This window comes from Pseudomonas sp. C9 (assembly GCF_002000165.1).
GTDB lineage: Bacteria > Pseudomonadota > Gammaproteobacteria > Pseudomonadales > Pseudomonadaceae > Aquipseudomonas.
In genome coordinates, this window is the sequence record NZ_MPAK01000001.1 from 93,255 (window position 1) to 110,394 (window position 17,140).

The window sequence follows — 17,140 nt, forward strand, 5'->3', positions numbered from 1 at the left end:
CATTGCGTGGTGTGAAGAAAGGAGTTTTCGATGGCCGACTCAAGCAAAAAAATGAGCCTTGTGGGGCTCACCACGTTGGTGATGGTCAACATGATGGGTTCGGGCATCATCATGCTGCCCACGAGCATGGCGCAACTGGGGGCCATTTCATTGCTGTCATGGATCGTCACGGCAGTCGGGTCCATGGCCATTGCTTACTGCTTTTCCCAATGCGGCATTTACTGTCAGCGCCCGGGCGGATTGTCCGCGTACACCGAAGAAGCGCATGGCAAGTCAGGGTTCTTCCTCTGTTCGTATCTGTATTTTCTTTCATTGGCCATTGCCAACGTCGCCGTCGCCATTTCCGCCGTGGGTTACATGACCTCATTCTTGCCTTGGCTGGGCAGCGGCGCGATTCCCCTGTTCATCGGCACCGTGGGCTTGCTGTGGCTGACCACTTTCGCCAATTTCGGTGGCCCCGGCATCACCGGCAAGATCGGTGCGATTACCGTCTGGGGGGTGATCATTCCAGTGGCGGGCTTGAGCATCATCGGCTGGTTCTGGTTCAAGCCAGAGGTACTGGTTGCCGCCTGGAACCCGAACAATCTGTCCAACGCCGAGGCGATCAGCAGTGCGATTCCGTTGACCCTGTGGGCGTTTCTGGGCATGGAATCCGCGGCGCAGGCCTCCGATGCGGTGGAAAATCCCAAGCGTAACGTGCCGCTGGCCTGTCTGTTTGGCACGCTGGGCGCTGCGGTGGTCTACGTGCTGTCGACGACCGTCATCCAGGGCATCATCCCCAACGCCGAACTCGCCAACTCTTCGGCGCCCTTCGCGCTGGTCTACGCGCAGATGTTCAACCCCACGGTCGGCAACATCATCATGGCGCTGGCGGTGATGGCGTGTGTTGGCTCGCTGCTGGGCTGGCAGTTCACCCTGGCCCAAACGGCGAAAATGACCGCCGACCAAGGAATGTTCCCGAAACTGTTCAGCAAGCTCAACGCCCACAATGCGCCCCTCCTGGGCATGCTGGCGTGTGGTGTGTTGCAGACGCTGATGGCCTTGTCGACCATTTCACCCAATGCCGCCGCGCAGTTCGGCAAACTGGTCAATCTTGCCGCCGTGACCAACCTGATTCCCTACGTGACGGCGCTGACCGGATTGCTGGTCATGATGTACAAGGCGCGGGTTTCGCCTGCGGTCTATATGCGCAATACGCCCGTGCTGCTGATCGCGGTCGCCTATTCGTTGTACGCCCTGCACTCATGTGGCAAGGACGCCGTGTTCGGCGGCGCGCTGGTCCTGGTGTTTGGATATCCGCTTTATGGCGTGCTTGCCAAGCGCTTTGCCAGGCTGTCCGCATCCGCTCAAACCGGGGTCGATAATCCTTAGTCCTGATTTTCTGCACGGAACTGACATCTGAACACGGGGAATCGGGACATGAACGTACAACGAATCAAAACCACAGCACTGCGGTTCGCCTGCCTGCTGATGCTCGTGCCGCCACTGGCCGGTGCCAACACCCTGGAGCGCGTACGTTCGAGCAATACGTTGACCCTCGGCTATCTGCCTGACTTCGCCCCTTTCAGCGTCAAAGTGGGCGACAAGGCCCAAGGGTATGCCATCGAGCTTTGCAACAAAATCGCCGACAAGGTCAAGGCTGAACTGGGGTTGCCCGAGTTGCAGGTGCGCTACCAACCCGTCACCGTCGCCGATGAGACCAGTGCCGTCAGTTCGGGCAATGTCGATATCCTCTGCACGCCTACCCCGCCAACACTTGAGCGCCGCAAGACAGTCAGTTATTCGGTGCCAATCTACACAGCAGGCCTCTCGGCGGTGGTGCATCAGGATGCACCGGCGACGCTGCTGGAGGTGCTCGACGGTCGGGTCGCGCACACCGGGCCGACCTGGCGAGCCACCGTCAACCGTGGCCTGGCCAACCAGACCTACGTCACCCTGGCGGGAGGCGTCACCGAGGCGTGGATTCGTCAGCAAATGCGCATGCTCGGCGTCGTCGCCAAATTGATCACGGTCGACTCCGCCGCAGCGGGCCTCGAATTGATTGCCGAAGGCAAGGCCGATGCGATGTTCTCCGAACGGATGATGCTCAAGAACCTCATCGACAACCAATACCCCACGGGCAATCTGGTCCTGCTGGAACGCATTTTCGAGTACGCCCCGACGGCCATGACCGTGGAGCGTGGCGATGAGGATTTCCGTCTGCTGGTCGATACCACGCTGAGCGAAATGTACCGATCCGGGGAGATTGAACAGGCGTACGATAAGCACTTGGGAGGCGCCAGCGACACGCACAGAAAGTTGTTCAAGATCTATGCCCTGCCCTAGCGCCCGGCAATACATACGGTCTCATGTTATTGGAGAACGGCTGTGATCAAGCACTTCATCCCTCCTGTCATGGTCGCCCTCCTCATCGCGATCAGTGGCGCCTCCTGCCATGACCATGAAAAAGACGACACCGTAAACGCGGAGCAACATCCGCCGTTTACCGATGGCAACGGCAAGTACATCCCGCGCGAGCAACTCCAACCCTCGACGATGCCTCGCCCCCGAATGTAAAAGGGCTACCGCCCATCCAAATTAGTGCCAACTGACCGTCAGGGGCAACTCTTCGTCTTGCTCAATAATCCGCCCCGCTCGCACCACGCGTTCCACGCTCAGTGACTCATGCGATCGTTCAACGTCCACGATGCGCAGACCATTGGCCGGGGTGTTCGCCGCCACTTGATGGGCCCGCACGACAATCCTGCCAACTCCCTTTCAGACGGTATCAAGGTTCCTTCGGTTCTTGCGCGGGCGCCGTAAACCACTTGTCTCTGGGCACCCATTTTTCATCTTTTGGATCGCCCAGATAATGCGGCGACATGATCTGTACGCCGTGTTCGTTGAACACATCCTGAATATTGGCGTGCAGCATGCTGAGCAACACCGCGCGAGGTCGGGGCTGACTGGGAATGGCCTGGGCCACCAGGCGATACTCGGGATAAAAGTCCGACAGCGCGGTTTGAAACACCTGCGCCGGCGGCACTTCAAGGACACCGGGGGTGCGTCTGGCGGCTTCCAGCAACATGGCCTCGACTTGCCGCCATGGCGTGTCGTACCCAATGGTGACGACGGTATCGACCACATAACCCGGACCTTGCACGGTGCGCGAATAGTTCTTGGTGACCGTGCCGGTGATCATCGAATTGGGCACGGTCAGCACTTCGCCCAGGCCGGTGCGAATGCGTGTGGTGAACATACCCAGCTCGGTCACCGTGCCTTCATATTCGCCGATGCGCACGAACTCACCGGGGCGCAGCGTGCGCGTGTAGGTCAGGATCAACCCCGCCGCCGCCTGGCCAACCACGCTGGAAGCCCCCAGCGAAATCATCAGGCCGATCAACACCGATAGGCCTTTGAAGGCATCGGTGCCGGCCCCTGGCAAATAGGGATAAGCCATGGCCAGGGCAAACAACCAGATGGCCAGTGACGTCAGGCGCTGAGTCGGTTGCAGGGTTTCATGGTTCAGCCAACTGAGGGTGCCGGGGGCGGCCATGCGGCGCAGAATCCGGCGACTGAATGCGGTTGCACCCCGTGCGATGAAATAGATGGCCAGCGCCACGCCCAGACCGGGTATGGCACCGACGATCCCTTGCAGCAGGTACTCGGCGACTTCAAGCAGATAGTTGTTAAGGCTTTCGCCCCATGGCCGGGTGTAGGGGAAACGCGACAGGACAAACCCCAGCCACTCATACGTGAGCAGCAACACGACTGCCCAGCGCAACACCTCCAGCAAACGGGTGACCAGCGGATACAGGTAATTGGCGTCGACCAGTTGGACGCGCCCTACTTTCAATGCCTGGGTATGCCGGTCCATCAGCTCGGGCAGTTTCATCATCATGCGCCGGCGCAGAGATGCCATGCCCCAGAGCAGCACGACATAGATGACCGTGGCCAAAGCCCCCACGGCCGCGGACCGGAGTATCAACTGCAAGCTGCGTGCTTCCTGGGTTTCGGCCACCACCAGACGCAGCTTTGCCGCCGCACTGTCGGCAGCCTCCTGGACCGAGGTGAATTCCACGTTGTCGACATCGTGAGGAGCAACGATAAACGCCCGCCGGGCCCCTAATAACACCAGGTAACTGTTCTGGATCGGGCTGACGGTAACGCTCAGATCACCGGTCTCGTCCAGCGCGTCGCTGATCACCGCTTTGGCGCGCTTGACCCGTGTCGCCGGGGCCTCACCCAGAATCGTCGCGCGAAACACCATGATGCTGCGGTTGGCCACTTTAAGTTCAGCGGGGGGATCTACCACGTTGGGCGCGTCTTCAGCCCACAAGAGCACCGACCAGAACATCCCGAATACAGCCATCAAAATCGCGAGCGAACTGCTGCGCATGTGTCACTTCCTTACGTCACAAATTCAGGACTGAGGTTCGTGTGGCAGCGTAGTTCAGCGATGAACGGTTGTCAGATTTGGGCTCAGGGCGGTTGTTGTGCTTGCCAGTTGCGCGGCAAGAGCCCGGTCCATTGTTTGAAATGACGGCTGAACACCGAAACATCGGCGTAACCCGGATTCAGCGTGAACGGTGCAATGGATGTTTATCCGCGACCATTAAAAAACCCGGCCTCATCGGCCGGGTTTTTTATGTACTCACGTCGCTATCAACAGCAGCGCGTCTGTCCGTTCCCTCCCCCGTAACGGGCTTCCTGGCGTTCCCTGAAGAACACTTCGTAGCTCATCACCGGTTTATCCGGGTGTTTGTTCTGCATGTGCTCGACGTAGGTGTCGTAATCCGGCATGCCGACCATCAGGCGTGCGGCCTGACCAAGGTACTTACCGAGGCGACTCAGGTCATTGAACATGCGGAATGGCCTGGAATGGCGCTTCTTTATCCGTGCGTTCCTTGGTGCCCCAGGCGGCAATACCCACCTTGAGTGCAAAGAACAGAATGCTGAAGACCACGAACAGGAACAGCGCCGTCAGCGTTGCGTTGGTGTAGGCGTTGTAGATCACATGTTGCATCTGATCAATGCTCTTGGCCGGGGCCAGTACCTGACCGTTGGCCAGTGCATCGCTGTATTTCTTGGCCAGCGCCAGGAAACCGATGGCCGGGTTGGCATCGAACAGCTTGATGAAGCCCGCCGTCACCGTACAGATCAACAGCCAGACCGCCGGCAACATGGTGACCCAGACATAACGCTGACGCTTCATTTTGATCAGCACAACGGTGGCCAACATCAGCGCAATACCGGCCAGCATCTGGTTCGAGATACCGAACAACGGCCACAACGTGTTGATGCCGCCCAGTGGATCGATCACGCCTTGGTAGAGCAAGTAACCCCACATCGCCACACAACCGGCGGTGGCGATCAGGTTGGCGGTCCAGGAATCCGTGCGTTTGAGCGCCGGAACGAAGGAGCCGAGCAAGTCCTGGAGCATGAAGCGACCGGCACGAGTCCCGGCGTCTACCGCGGTCAGGATGAACAGCGCTTCAAACAGGATCGCGAAGTGGTACCAGAACGCCATGGTGTTTTCACCCGGCAGAACATGGTGCAGGATCTGCGCAATACCGACCGCCAGGGTCGGCGCACCACCGGCACGGGCCAGGATGGTGGTTTCGCCGATGTCCTTGGCCACCGCTTGCAGCGCATCAGGGGTAATGGCAAAACCCCAGCTGCTGACGGTTTGAGCGACTGAGACAACATCTGCGCCGACCAATGCCGCTGGGCTGTTCATCGCAAAGTACACACCCGGCTCGATCACCGAAGCCGCAACCATGGCCATGATCGCCACGAAGGACTCCATCAACATGCCGCCGTAACCGATGTAACGGGCATGCCCTTCACTGGCCAACAACTTCGGCGTGGTGCCGGAAGCAATCAGCGCATGGAATCCCGAGACCGCGCCACAAGCGATGGTGATGAACAGGAACGGGAACAGACCGCCCTTCCATACCGGGCCGGTGCCGTCGATGAACTGGGTCAGCGCGGGCATTTTCAGCTCGGGCATGGTCACCAGAATGCCGATCGCGAGGGCGACGATGGTGCCGATTTTCAGGAAGGTCGACAGGTAGTCACGTGGGGCCAGAATCAGCCACACCGGCAACACCGCGGCCACAAAACCGTAGCCGATCAACATCCAGGTGATCTGGATGCCGGTAAAGGTAAAGGCCTTGGCCCAGACCGGGTCGGCGGCAATCTGCCCGCCCAGCCAGATCGAACCCAGCAGCAGCAACACGCCGACCACGGAGATTTCACCGATGCGACCCGGGCGGATGTAGCGCATGTAGATGCCCATGAACATCGCGATCGGGATGGTCGCCATCACCGTGAAAATGCCCCACGGGCTCTCGGCCAGGGCCTTCACGACGATCAGCGCCAGCACCGCGAGGATGATGATCATGATCAGGAAGCAGCCAAACAGCGCGATGGTGCCGGGGATGCGACCCATTTCTTCACGGACCATATCGCCCAGGGACCGACCGTTGCGGCGGGTCGACATGAACAACACCATGAAGTCCTGAACGGCACCGGCAAACACCACGCCGGCGATCAGCCAGAGTGTACCGGGCAGGTAACCCATCTGTGCCGCCAGTACCGGCCCGACCAGAGGCCCCGCGCCGGCAATGGCCGCGAAGTGGTGACCGAACAACACGTGTTTATTGGTCGGCACGTAATCCAGGCCATCATTATTGATGACCGCAGGCGTGGCACGATTGGGGTCCAGTTGCATCACTTTGGTCGCGATGAACAGGCTGTAATAGCGGTAGGCAACAAGGTAGATAGCGACGGCTGCGACTACGATCCAGAGGGCGTTGATCGCTTCGCCGCGGCGCAGGGCCACGACACTTAGCGCAATCGCTCCCAGAACAGCCACGGCAAACCAGGCGAGGTGTTTAGCCAGACGGGGCATAGCGTGTCTCCTGCCGACAGTCAGTGGACTGCGGCGGTAATTTTTATAATTGTGTCCGCGGTGCGGAGCTGGCCCAATATCCCCGCATGCCGTCTACAAATAAATCCGCGTTACTACGTATGTGGTTTCTACGTAGTTCTACGTAGATGCCACTGATCTATCTGTCGAAACGCAAAACCCTGTGGGAGCGAGCTTGCTCGCGAAAGAGGTGTGTCAGTCAACATCAAAGCCAACTGACGGATCGCTTTCGCGAGCAAGCCCGCTCCCACAGGGGGTTTGCATTTCAACCGACTGACACCTCGGTCGGTGGTCATTCCGTCCAGCAGCGCTACTGGCCCAGCGTATCTTTGGCCTATGATGCCGGGCCTTCGCCTTCCCTCGGTCCGGTCAGGAGCCAAGATGCAGCTCAAACACAAAATCGTCGCGCTCGGGATTCTGCCGCTGGTATTGGCCATCGCGGTGATCTGCGCGCTGCTGATTTCGATGAACCGCCAACTTGGCGATCAACAGGCGCAGTTGATCGAAGACAGCATTCTGGCCAGCAAACGGGCCGAACTTAAAAACTACGTGGAAATGGCGCAAAGCCTGATCGCGCCGCTGTACGACGACGGCCACGGTGACGCGAACGCCCAGCAACAAGTGCTGGCAGAACTGCGCAAGCTCAGCTTCGGCATCAATGGCTATTTTTTCGTCTACGACCGCGAAGGTCGCAGCCTGATGCACGCGCGCCAGACCGAACTGGTGGGCAAATACCTGTGGGACATGAAAGACCCGCACGGTTTGCCGGTGATTCAGGCGCTGCTGAAAAGTGCCCAATCGGGCGAAGGTTTTCAGCGCTACGCCTGGAACAAACCGTCCTCCGGCCAAGTGACCGACAAGCTCGCATACGTGGTGATGCTGGACCGTTGGGGCTGGATGATCGGCACCGGCATTTACCTTGAGGACGTGGAGCGCGCCACGCAGCAGGCCCGCGACGAAGTGGCCATGGGTATTCGCAAAACCATGCTGGCGATTGCCGTCGTGGCACTGGTGGCGGTGCTGTTTGTGTTCGCCAGCGGCATGACACTGAACGTCAGCGAACATCGCCTGGCGGATAAAAAGTTGCAGCGCCTGACCCAGCGTATCGTCAGCCTGCAGGAAGATGAGCGGTCTCGGGTGTCCCGTGAGCTGCACGACGGTATCAGCCAGTTGCTGGTTTCAATCAAGTTTCGTTTCGAGCTGGCCAGCCATCTGCTGGAAAATGAACAGGGACATGACAAGGGTTTGAGCACGTTAAAGGACGCCACCGAACGCCTGGGCGAAGCCATCGGTGAGGTCCGCAGCCTCTCGCACGACTTGCGCTCTTCCTTGCTCGACACCTTGGGCCTGCGCGCGGCCATCGGCCAGCTCGCCGCCGAATTCGAGCAACGCAGCGGTCTCAAAGTGACTTACGACGACAATGAGTTCGATTGTCACCTGGTCGATGGCGCGGCGGTTGCGCTGTTCCGGATCGTGCAAGAAGGCCTGACCAATATCGAACGCCACGCCCAGGCGAAAAACGTGTCCATTACCCTGCTCGGCGCGGGAGAATCGGTACGACTGAGCGTGGTGGATGACGGCATCGGTTTCAACGTCGCCCGGGTCGAACGTCGCCACGCGGGCATCGGCTTGCGTAACATCCGTGAACGTGTCGAGCATTTTGGCGGTCGTTTCGAACTGATATCGATGCCCGGAAGAAGTGAGCTGGACGTGCTGCTGCCAATGAAAGCGCCCGCAACGAAACGCTGACTCACCCCCAGACAACAAGAGTGAATACCCGCGATGAACCTGCCCTACCCGATCCGCGTTGCCCTGGTCGACGATCACGCCCTGGTCCGAGACGGAATCAAAGCGCTGCTGGCGGTCATGGCGCCCCTGGAAGTGGTCGGCGAAGCCGAGAGTGGCGCGCAGGCCATCGAGATGGTCGGGCGCTGCCAGCCGGACTTGTTGCTGGTAGACATCAGCTTGCGCGACATGAACGGGCTGGAGCTGACGCGTGTGTTGCGCAGCCAGTACCCGTCACTGAAGGTGCTGGTGCTGAGCATGTACGACAATAACGAATACGTGAGCGAATCCGTTCGTGCCGGTGCCAGCGGCTATGTCCTGAAAAACTCACCGTCGCGGGAAATCATTGCGGCCATCGAAGCCATTGCCAGCGGCGGCACGTTCTACAGCGCCGAAATCGCGCAGCGGCTGATCGCCGATAAAAGCTCGGACAACGAGCTGACGCCGCGCGAAAGCCAGGTGTTGTACAAAATGGCTCAGGGGCTGAACAACAAGGAAATGGCCCGCGAACTGGACATCAGCGTGCGCACGGTCGAAACCCATCGCTTGAGCATCCGCCGCAAACTCAACATCGACAAACCTGCGGCGCTGGTCAAGTACGCGATCGATCACGGGATTATTTCCCGCTAAGAAAAAGCCAACGCCGGCCTCGACAATGCGCTCGGGCGTCTATGCTCCAGTGATCTTTCTTGGCTGGACACTGGACAATGCCTCCAAGTCGATCCCCTTTGATACGCCCGGCCCACCTCATCCTTCTGGGAGCTCTGGGCCTGAGCGGCTGCATTCGTCTGGGACCGGACTTCCAGCCGCCGGCTGAGGAGTGGAGCAAAACATGGGACTCCCCTGCCCTTGAGCAATCCAGCCAACGCGGCGCCAATCCGGATCTGCGACAGTGGTGGCACATTTTCCGCGACCCGGTGCTCGATAAACTGATTACGCAAGCGGATGCCTACAACTCCAGCCTTAGAATTGCCGGGTTGAACGTCATGGAGTCCCGCGCCCAACTGGGCATTGCGCAAAGCGGGCTGTACCCGCAACTGCAGCAAGCCAGCGCCGACAGCTTGTACGTCAAGCGTCACCAATACGGTGGCAACAACCCCAAGGACAATAATTTCTGGCAGCACAGTGCCGCGTTTGACATCGGCTGGGAGCTCGACTTCTGGGGGCGTTTCAGTCGCGCCATCGAGTCGGCCGATGCCAGTTATTTTGCCGCCCAGGCCAACTACGAAGACGTTCTGGTATTGGTGCGCGCCCAGGTGGCGGATGCCTACTTTTCATTGCGCACCACGGACGCCCGTTTGCGAGTCGCGCGTGAAAACGCCAAGCAGCAAAAACGCAATTTCGAGATCACCGAAAAACTGTTCAACAGCGGCCAGGACGCTGAACTCGATCTGCAACAGGCCAAAACCCAGTACTTGGGCACGCTGGCCACTATTCCCGGCCTGCTGGACCAATTGCAACGTACGCGCAACGCCTTGGCGGTGCTGATCGGGCAACCGCCGGGCACGTTGCCACAGGTGGTCGACAACGAAAGCCTGATCCCGCTGGTTGATCGCGCCGTGCTGCAAGATGTGCCCGCCACCCTGCTGCTGCGTCGACCGGATGTACGAGCGGCTGAACTGAACGTCGCGGCGCAAGGGGCGCTGATTGGCGTGGCCGAAAGCGATTTCTATCCGTCGCTGACGCTGCTCGGCAGCATTGTCTGGTCGACCGATACGCTCCATGGCACGTCCAGCAGCCTGGACCTGGTCGGTGGCCCCAGTCTGCGCTGGAATGTGTTCGATCACGGGCAGATCGCCAACAACGTGCGCGTCCAGGACGCGCGGTTGCAGCAGTTGATCGAAGCCTACCGCGACAAGGTACGCCAAGCCGCACGCGAGGCCGATGATGCGGCCAACGGCCTGATCCAGTCACTGGAGAGCGAACGCATCCTGCGCGACGCCGGAGGGGCTGCCGAACGTTCGCTGGTGCTGGCCAGCGTCCAATTCCGCGAAGGTTACGCTGACTTTCAGCGGGTGCTGGACGCTCAACGCGCGTTGCTCCAACAACAGGACAATTACCTGCTCGCACGCGGTAATGCAGTCAGCAATGTCATCGCCCTGTACAAGGCCTTGGGCGGCGGTTGGTACTCCGCCCTGCCCCGTGTGGACCCGGCCACCCGCCAGCTGATGGAAAAACGCACTGATTGGGGCAACATGCTGGATGAGCCCAACGCCGCGCTGCCCGCTTACCCGCTGCCTGACAAGGAAACTAGCCATGAGTGAAGCCTCGCAGCCCTCCCCCGACACCGCCGAACCGGTGGCGGCCGACCCGGTTAAAAAAGGCATCAAGTGGGTGTTGATACTGATCATCCTGAGCCTGGTCTGGTACTTGCTGGCCGACCGTTTCACGCCGTATACGCAACAAGCGCGCGTGGGCGCGCTGGTGATTCCGGTGGCATCGGAGGTCGCGGGTCGGGTGATCCGCGTGAACGTCCACAACAATCAGACCGTCAAGGCCGGCGACGTACTCTTCGAGGTGGACCCGGCCCCCTTCAAGATTGCCGTCGACCGTGCCCGCGCCGACCTTGAAACAACACGCCGGCAATTAGGCGCCAGCACCGCGGGGATTGCCTCGGCGCAAGCGACTCTGCGCACCGCACAGGCCAATGAAACCAAGGCACGTCAGGAGAATCAGCGCCTTGAAGGGTTGTACCGTGAAGACCCGGGGACCATCTCCGTACGCGTGCTCGAAATGTCACGCACCACCCGCGACGCGGCAGTCAGTCAAACCGCCGCTGCTCGCGCTGAAGTAGAACGAGCCAAAGAAACGGAAGGCGGCGGCGAAGACGTCAACGCAAAATTGCGCAGCGCCGCTACGACCCTGTCAAAAGCCGAACTGGACCTGTCCAACACGCAGACACGCGCGCGTTCGGCAGGGTTGATCACCGACCTGCGTACCGATGTCGGGCAATTCGCCTCGGCGGGCGGCCCCGTCATGACCCTGATCACCATTCAGGACATCTGGATCACGGCCGACATGACCGAGAACAACCTTGGTCATGTCGGGCCCGACACGCCGGTGTCCATTGTGCTCGATTCGATGCCAGGCGAAGTTTACTCGGGCCACGTACGTAGCGTCGGTTATGGCATCAGCGTCGGACAGCCAACCCCGCCCGGCACCTTGCCCGGCATTCAAAACAGCCGGGACTGGCTACGCCCCGCACAACGGTTCCCAGTGATTATCGAGTTTTCCCAGGAGTCTATGAGCGCGCTGCTTGGCAGCGGTGGCATTCGTGCCGGTGGGCAGGCTGAAGTCATGGCCTTTACTAGCGAAGGCAGTCTGCTCAACCCGCTTGGCCGGCTCTATTTACGCCTGATGAGCTGGCTGTCTTATGCCTACTAAACGTACCCCACGGGAGCAGCGTGCCTTACGGCTGGCCACTGGCACGGCATTGTGCCTGGCGGTCAGTTTCGGCCTGGCGTTGCCCATTCCGTTTCTTGCGCCTGTGCTGTGCCTGTTGCTCCTGGCCTCGGTCAATCGACCGTTACCCTTCAAGGCCGCGATCGTTCTGGCACTGGTCGCGATGCTGACCACCGGCATCGGCCTGCTGCTCATCCCGATCCTGCGCTATTACCCGCTAAGCGGCGTGCTGCTGGTCGCGGTCAGCCTGTTTTTGGTGTTCCGCTGGGGACTCAGTGGCGGCAATAACCTGATCGTGACGTTGCTGGTGATGGGCCTGACCATGATCTCGTCGGCAGGCGTCGCCGAGTTCGACGCGGCGGCAATGGTCATTGGCGCGCTGGTCAAGGGTTTGTTAATGGCGGTGATGGTGATTGCGATCAGTCATTGGATGTTCCCCGAACCTGCCAATGCGCCATCGCCCCCAGCCGCCCCACCACCGGTAGGTGAAGAAGCCAGTCGGATTGCGTTGCGAGCAACCTTGATTGTCTTGCCAACATTTCTACTGGCAATGATCGACCCGGCGAGCTACCTGCCGATCATTTTGAAAGCGGTCGGCCTGGGTCAGCAATGCAACACGACCAGCGCCCGCAATGCCGGTCGCGAACTGGTCGGCGCGACCTTGCTCGGCGGTTTGTTGGCCATCCTGTTTTGGTGCGCACTGAGCCTGTTTGTGCACCTGTGGATGTTCTTCCTGTGGACCCTGCTGTTCGGCCTGATACTGGCGCGCAAGCTGTATGCCCTGAGCCCGAGCCGGTTTGGCCCGGGATTGTGGCTCAACACCTTTATCACGTTGATTATCCTGCTGGGCCAGTCAGTGCAGGACAGCGCCTTGGGCAAAGACGTCTACACCGCCTTCGCCGTGCGCATGGGGCTGTTCATGGCCGTCACGTTGTACGCGTACCTGATGGTTCGGTTGCTTGACCGTCCAGTACAAACACAAGCTCAAGGGTTGACCTGATAACCCTTGCCTTGCAGGCAACTGGTATAGGCCGTCGACGTGGTGGCGGCGCTGGTTTTCTCATTTTCCCGACGTTCCTGACGCTGACGCGAACCACCCACCACGACACCCGCCGCCGCGGCTCCTTTGGCCTGGTTTTGGCGATATTCCTGCTTCACCTCGCTGTTGGCGTTGTCATAAAACTCATCATGCTGACGTCCACGTACATCAGCCGCGGCGGCCCCGGCTGTCGCCCCCACTGCCGCCCCTTTGACCCTGCCACCGGAAGAGGACGTGCTAGTGGACGCCGTCTGACTGGCAGCCACGCTATGGCACTCGTTAATGTCCAACTGGGTTTGTTGCGAACTCTGGCCTTTGGTCGGCACTACGGTTTCAGCCCAGCCCTGGGCGGACGAAACCGACAATGCGACACACAGGCTGATGGAAGACAACGTATGCATGATCACCTCCTGTGCGGCACCGAGCAGACCGTTGACCACGGGCCCCGCACTTTATTGAGCATCTTGAAGTGTAGATCAGCCATCACACCCGCCTGAGGGTCATTGAGGTCGGTCGCGGCCGGCCAACATGAAACTTTTCGATCGTTTTGGCCTGATGACCTAACCTCAAGGGTTGAGTGAGCCACAACGGGGCCGGGCACGCCTATGCGTCATGCATTGATGTCAGCGATTTTCGTCGCGCTTACGCTGCTGCTGCAAAGTGGCGCCGCGCTGTCCGCCACCGATCCTCCGGCGTCTGCAGTCATTACACCAGACCCTGCGGCGTCAGAGGTGTCACCCTCCGCATTGCAAGACCTGCAAATGCGCCTGGACCAGATTAAACAGCAGGTTTCCTTGGCCAATAACGTCATCATGATGTTCGGCCTGCAGGATTCCGTTCAGTTGTTTATCAATGACGTGGACAGGCTGCAATCAGCGCTGCTTCCCGAACAAAAGCAATTGCAAGCCCAGCTGGATGTATTGAGCGGCCCCGTCTCGCTCGGCGGTGTCGCAGTAGAGAAATCGGATATCACCACGCAAAGAACCGATCTGACCGAGCAGAAGAAAAAAGTCGATTTCAGCCTGCAAACCCTGGCAGCACTCAGAGCCAGCGCCCTCGATCTGATGACTCAAATTGCCGGCATTCGGCGCAGTCTGCTGGAAAGCGAAGTCACCCTTCGCAGCGGCAGCATCCTGGGGCTGGAGTTCTGGCAGCCGTTGATTCACCCCAACAGGGAAGATCGCCTGCGACTCAGGGAATTCATTCAACAGATCAGCGACACCCTCGCGGCCGCCTGGCAACCCGGTGAACGCCTGTCGGCTGTCCTGCTGATCATGCTGGCCCTGGCCATCTGGTCCTGGGGGCGCAAAGTGGCTGATCGCGGGCTGACCTGGATTTGCATCCATCGCATACCGGCCGGGCGATTGCGTCGAAGCACGCTGGCACTGGCGTCGGTCGTGGCAACATTGTTGACCGCCATCTGTGCAGTGCAATTGTTGTTTTATGCGCTCACGCGACAACTGCCACTGTCGCCGATGATCCAGAACTTTGCCGAGGAACTCGAAAGGCTCATTTACACCTGCGTCCTGATCACCGGTTTAAGCCGGGCATTGCTGGCGAACCAGCATCCCTCCTGGCGGCTGCCCGCTATCTCCGACTCCGTTGCAGAGGCCATCAAACCCTATCCCAGGGTGTTGGCCGCAGCCTTGCTCGGGCTGGTATCGGCGGCCCAGATCACCAACGTAACCGGCATGAGCTCCTCCGCAATACTCTTTGGGCGAGGCCTGATCGCGTTGGTGGTCACGTTGATTCTTATCCTCTTGTTCCGTCGTGCCAGCCATGCGCGCAGGCTTGCGGTGGCATCAGGAGACACCACTGAAACGGGCACCGCCGTTGCCGGCCTGATTTATACCTGCACCATTGTTGCGTTGGTGGTTTCGATGTTCGCCCTGCTGATCGGCTATGTATCGCTGGCACGGTTCATCACTTATGAGCTGGTCTGGGGGTTCGTCATCCTGTCAGGCTTTTACATGTTGATTCAGTTGCTCAGGGACAGCTGCGAGTACCTGTTTTCGCCCAAGACGCCCAGTGGAAAGTCGATCAAGCAATTGCTTGGTGTTGGCGATGTTCGCCTTGAGCAAATGTCGATTATCTTGTCCGGGGCCGGTCGTGCAGGCTTGCTGCTGTTGGCGGTCATTTCGCTGTTTGTCGGCGGGGTTGGCACCACACTCGAGCAACTGGTGACCCAAATGCTGTCCATTCTTGGCGGCGATGGTTTGCGCAAGCTGAACATCATCCCCGGCCATTTGCTCAACGCAATCCTGGCGCTGATGGTCGGTGTGTACCTGATTCGAGCCTTTCGCCGCTGGCTGGATGACGAGTTCCTGCCCAAAACCGCCATGGACCCCGGTATGTGCGCCTCGTTGAGCACACTGTTCGCCAACATCGGTTATGCGTTGGTGATCCTGCTGACGTTGTCGTCACTGGGCATCAAGTGGACCAACCTGGCCTGGATTGTCAGTGCCCTGTCGGTGGGGATCGGTTTTGGCTTGCAGGAAATCGTCAAGAATTTCGTCTCCGGCCTGATCCTGTTGACCGAGCGTCCGGTCAAGGTCGGCGATCTGATCAGCATCAGCGGCGTCGAAGGTGACATCCGCCGAATCAACGTCAGGGCCACCGAAATCCAACTCAGCGACCGCTCGATTGTCATCGTGCCCAATTCCCAATTGATCTCGCAAAACCTGCGCAACGTCACCCTGGGCGGCAGTGCGCAAGGGGTGGCGAGCCTCGAGTTGATGTTCCCGCTGGATATCGACCCGGAGCAGGTACAAAACCTGCTGTACGACTGTTATCGCGAGAACGAAACCATCCTCGAAAAACCGGCGGTCTATGTGCGATTCAGCAAACTGTCGCCCGACGGCATCACCTTGACCGTGACCGGTTACGTCGCCAGCCCGAGAATTGTCGGCATCACCAAAAGCGACTTGCTGTTCGAAATTCTGAAACGTTTGGGTGCGGCGGGCATTGAACTGGCCAAACCGTCGTCTCCGGCTTGATCAACGCTGACTGCCGCGCTTGAGTGTTTCGCTCGGAAGCTCTTTGAACAGCGCCCGGTAACTGCTGGAAAAACGCCCCAGATGCCAGAACGACCAATTCATCGCGACTTCGGCGACAGTGGTGTCGTTGGGCGTGCTGACCAGCAATTCACGGTGTGCACTGTTGAGCCGGCGCAGGCGCAACCAGTGGGTCGGCGTCATCCCGGTGAAGGCCTTGAAGGCATGTTGCAATTGGCGCAACGGAACCCCGGCGACCTGGGATAGCTCGAGCAGGTTGAGGGTTTCTTCCGGGGCGTCGGCCGCCCACTCGCCGATGCGTTTCATGATCGTGCGTTCTTCGGTGCGACGCTGCAAACCACCCCGGTCAAGACAAACACAGGCGTTGTCGAGGATGTACAAACAGTCCTCCAGCAACTGCTGCGTCAGGGCTTCCTTGCTCGGCGGGTCGAGGGTTTCTGCCAGTCGGGTCAGCGTGCCGCTCAACCAGCGGCTGAACAACGCGTTCTGTCCCGAGTTCAGCGGCGACATGAACAACCCTTCCAGCCGCGCCACGTTCAAACCGTGTCGCTGAACGAAGTCGGGACCGAACACCACGGCGATTTCCTGGTAGTTCTCCGGGGTGATCCAGATGTTGCGGCTTTCGCCATTGAGCACGTACAGCGCGTTGTCACTGCGATCGAAACAGAACGCCAGTGAACCTTCGGGCGCGCTGAAATTCTGCTCGACCCGGGTGTTCATCTGCTCTTCGTAAATCTCCACCCCGTGCAAATCGAGATAGCGCACTCGCCCGGCGAAATGCCCGGGGGACATCTGCTGATAGTGCTGGACCCAACCCGGTGTAGCGCGGATTTGCTCGGCGACATCTTCGGTGTTGAACGCTTGAACCTGTATCGGACTGGACGCTGACATGGGTGACCTTACGCACTCGTTTGGTGCGTTTTGGTGCTGCTTAAAGTGGATAGATGGAACTGCAAGGCTCGCCCAAGATAGTCGTCAACGCGTCAC

15 protein-coding genes are annotated in these 17,140 nt (G+C 59.5%); 9 read left to right on the forward strand and 6 right to left on the reverse strand.

Going from position 1 to position 17,140, the window contains the following annotated elements:
• Window positions 1–30: 30 nt before the first annotated feature.
• The 3 genes from potE to BMS17_RS00400 are packed head-to-tail and all read left to right on the forward strand — an operon-like array spanning window position 31 to window position 2,556.
• The gene (potE, locus tag BMS17_RS00390; RefSeq protein WP_077430172.1) at window positions 31–1,371 is read left to right on the forward strand and encodes a putrescine-ornithine antiporter; all 1,341 of its coding nucleotides are present in this window, start codon (window positions 31–33) and stop codon (window positions 1,369–1,371) included.
• A gap of 48 nt (window positions 1,372–1,419) precedes the next feature.
• On the forward strand, window positions 1,420–2,325 hold the full coding sequence (locus tag BMS17_RS00395) for an amino acid ABC transporter substrate-binding protein (RefSeq protein ID WP_046027281.1): 906 nt from the start codon (window positions 1,420–1,422) through the stop codon (window positions 2,323–2,325).
• 42 nt (window positions 2,326–2,367) lie between these two features.
• The gene (locus BMS17_RS00400) at window positions 2,368–2,556 is read left to right on the forward strand and encodes a hypothetical protein (protein ID WP_046027282.1); all 189 of its coding nucleotides are present in this window, start codon (window positions 2,368–2,370) and stop codon (window positions 2,554–2,556) included.
• Between the two features lie 21 nt (window positions 2,557–2,577).
• On the opposite strand, the gene BMS17_RS30280 is transcribed toward BMS17_RS00400, so the two are convergent.
• The 4 genes from BMS17_RS30280 to BMS17_RS00415 form a co-directional block, all read right to left on the reverse strand.
• Complete coding sequence (locus tag BMS17_RS30280) at window positions 2,578–2,736, reverse strand: hypothetical protein (protein ID WP_175648939.1); 159 nt, start codon at window positions 2,734–2,736, stop codon at window positions 2,578–2,580.
• Window positions 2,737–2,767: 31 nt separating this feature from the next.
• On the reverse strand, window positions 2,768–4,378 hold the full coding sequence (locus BMS17_RS00405) for a mechanosensitive ion channel family protein (protein ID WP_077430173.1): 1,611 nt from the start codon (window positions 4,376–4,378) through the stop codon (window positions 2,768–2,770).
• 266 nt (window positions 4,379–4,644) lie between these two features.
• Window positions 4,645–4,845 carry a YbdD/YjiX family protein gene (locus BMS17_RS00410; protein ID WP_046027284.1) on the reverse strand — a complete coding sequence of 67 codons (201 nt, stop codon included), beginning with the start codon at window positions 4,843–4,845 and terminating at the stop codon, window positions 4,645–4,647.
• Window positions 4,835–6,895, reverse strand: a complete 2,061-nt coding sequence (locus BMS17_RS00415; protein ID WP_046027285.1) for a carbon starvation CstA family protein — start codon at window positions 6,893–6,895, stop codon at window positions 4,835–4,837. The genes BMS17_RS00410 and BMS17_RS00415 overlap by 11 nt, the downstream gene beginning before the upstream one ends.
• Before the next feature lie 399 nt (window positions 6,896–7,294).
• Here BMS17_RS00415 and BMS17_RS00420 point away from each other — a divergent pair, with 399 nt between their 5' ends.
• The 5 genes from BMS17_RS00420 (at window position 7,295) to BMS17_RS00440 (ending at window position 13,100) form a co-directional block, all read left to right on the forward strand.
• Window positions 7,295–8,662, forward strand: coding sequence for a cache domain-containing protein (locus tag BMS17_RS00420; protein WP_046027286.1), 1,368 nt, complete (start codon window positions 7,295–7,297; stop codon window positions 8,660–8,662).
• A gap of 33 nt (window positions 8,663–8,695) precedes the next feature.
• Window positions 8,696–9,328 (forward strand): response regulator transcription factor, encoded by a 633-nt coding sequence (locus BMS17_RS00425; RefSeq protein ID WP_046027287.1) that lies wholly within the window; start codon window positions 8,696–8,698, stop codon window positions 9,326–9,328.
• Between the two features lie 77 nt (window positions 9,329–9,405).
• Entirely contained in the window at window positions 9,406–10,962 is a 1,557-nt protein-coding gene (locus BMS17_RS00430) for an efflux transporter outer membrane subunit (protein WP_077430174.1), read from the forward strand.
• Window positions 10,955–12,082, forward strand: a complete 1,128-nt coding sequence (locus tag BMS17_RS00435; protein WP_077430175.1) for an HlyD family secretion protein — start codon at window positions 10,955–10,957, stop codon at window positions 12,080–12,082. Before BMS17_RS00430 ends, BMS17_RS00435 begins: the two co-directional genes overlap by 8 nt.
• The gene (locus BMS17_RS00440) at window positions 12,072–13,100 is read left to right on the forward strand and encodes a DUF2955 domain-containing protein (protein ID WP_046027290.1); all 1,029 of its coding nucleotides are present in this window, start codon (window positions 12,072–12,074) and stop codon (window positions 13,098–13,100) included. Before BMS17_RS00435 ends, BMS17_RS00440 begins: the two co-directional genes overlap by 11 nt.
• Here BMS17_RS00440 and BMS17_RS00445 read toward each other — a convergent pair.
• Window positions 13,085–13,540: a YMGG-like glycine zipper-containing protein gene (locus BMS17_RS00445; protein WP_046027856.1), complete on the reverse strand. Its 456-nt coding sequence runs from the start codon at window positions 13,538–13,540 to the stop codon at window positions 13,085–13,087. The two genes, BMS17_RS00440 and BMS17_RS00445, sit on opposite strands and share 16 nt — an antisense overlap.
• Window positions 13,541–13,744: 204 nt before the next feature.
• On the opposite strand from BMS17_RS00445, the gene BMS17_RS00450 reads away from it, so the two are divergent.
• Entirely contained in the window at window positions 13,745–16,135 is a 2,391-nt protein-coding gene (locus BMS17_RS00450) for a DUF3772 domain-containing protein (protein WP_077430176.1), read from the forward strand.
• Here BMS17_RS00450 and BMS17_RS00455 read toward each other — a convergent pair whose 3' ends face one another.
• Entirely contained in the window at window positions 16,136–17,044 is a 909-nt protein-coding gene (locus BMS17_RS00455; protein WP_046027292.1) for a helix-turn-helix domain-containing protein, read from the reverse strand.
• Window positions 17,045–17,140 lie beyond the last annotated feature (96 nt).

What these genes read in the sequence shown, in the direction of transcription:
- BMS17_RS00450 (WP_077430176.1), top strand. Translation starts at nt 13,745, where the DNA reads ATGCGTCATGCATTGATGTCAGCGATTTTCGTCGCGCTTACGCTGCTG.
- potE (WP_077430172.1), top strand. Translation starts at nt 31, where the DNA reads ATGGCCGACTCAAGCAAAAAAATGAGCCTTGTGGGGCTCACCACGTTG.
- BMS17_RS00415 (WP_046027285.1), bottom strand. Translation starts at nt 6,895, where the DNA reads ATGCCCCGTCTGGCTAAACACCTCGCCTGGTTTGCCGTGGCTGTTCTG.
- BMS17_RS00445 (WP_046027856.1), bottom strand. Translation starts at nt 13,540, where the DNA reads ATGCATACGTTGTCTTCCATCAGCCTGTGTGTCGCATTGTCGGTTTCG.
- BMS17_RS00420 (WP_046027286.1), top strand. Translation starts at nt 7,295, where the DNA reads ATGCAGCTCAAACACAAAATCGTCGCGCTCGGGATTCTGCCGCTGGTA.
- BMS17_RS00430 (WP_077430174.1), top strand. Translation starts at nt 9,406, where the DNA reads ATGCCTCCAAGTCGATCCCCTTTGATACGCCCGGCCCACCTCATCCTT.
- BMS17_RS00440 (WP_046027290.1), top strand. Translation starts at nt 12,072, where the DNA reads ATGCCTACTAAACGTACCCCACGGGAGCAGCGTGCCTTACGGCTGGCC.
- BMS17_RS00435 (WP_077430175.1), top strand. Translation starts at nt 10,955, where the DNA reads ATGAGTGAAGCCTCGCAGCCCTCCCCCGACACCGCCGAACCGGTGGCG.
- BMS17_RS00395 (WP_046027281.1), top strand. Translation starts at nt 1,420, where the DNA reads ATGAACGTACAACGAATCAAAACCACAGCACTGCGGTTCGCCTGCCTG.
- BMS17_RS00410 (WP_046027284.1), bottom strand. Translation starts at nt 4,845, where the DNA reads ATGTTCAATGACCTGAGTCGCCTCGGTAAGTACCTTGGTCAGGCCGCA.
- BMS17_RS00425 (WP_046027287.1), top strand. Translation starts at nt 8,696, where the DNA reads ATGAACCTGCCCTACCCGATCCGCGTTGCCCTGGTCGACGATCACGCC.
- BMS17_RS00455 (WP_046027292.1), bottom strand. Translation starts at nt 17,044, where the DNA reads ATGTCAGCGTCCAGTCCGATACAGGTTCAAGCGTTCAACACCGAAGAT.
- BMS17_RS00405 (WP_077430173.1), bottom strand. Translation starts at nt 4,378, where the DNA reads ATGCGCAGCAGTTCGCTCGCGATTTTGATGGCTGTATTCGGGATGTTC.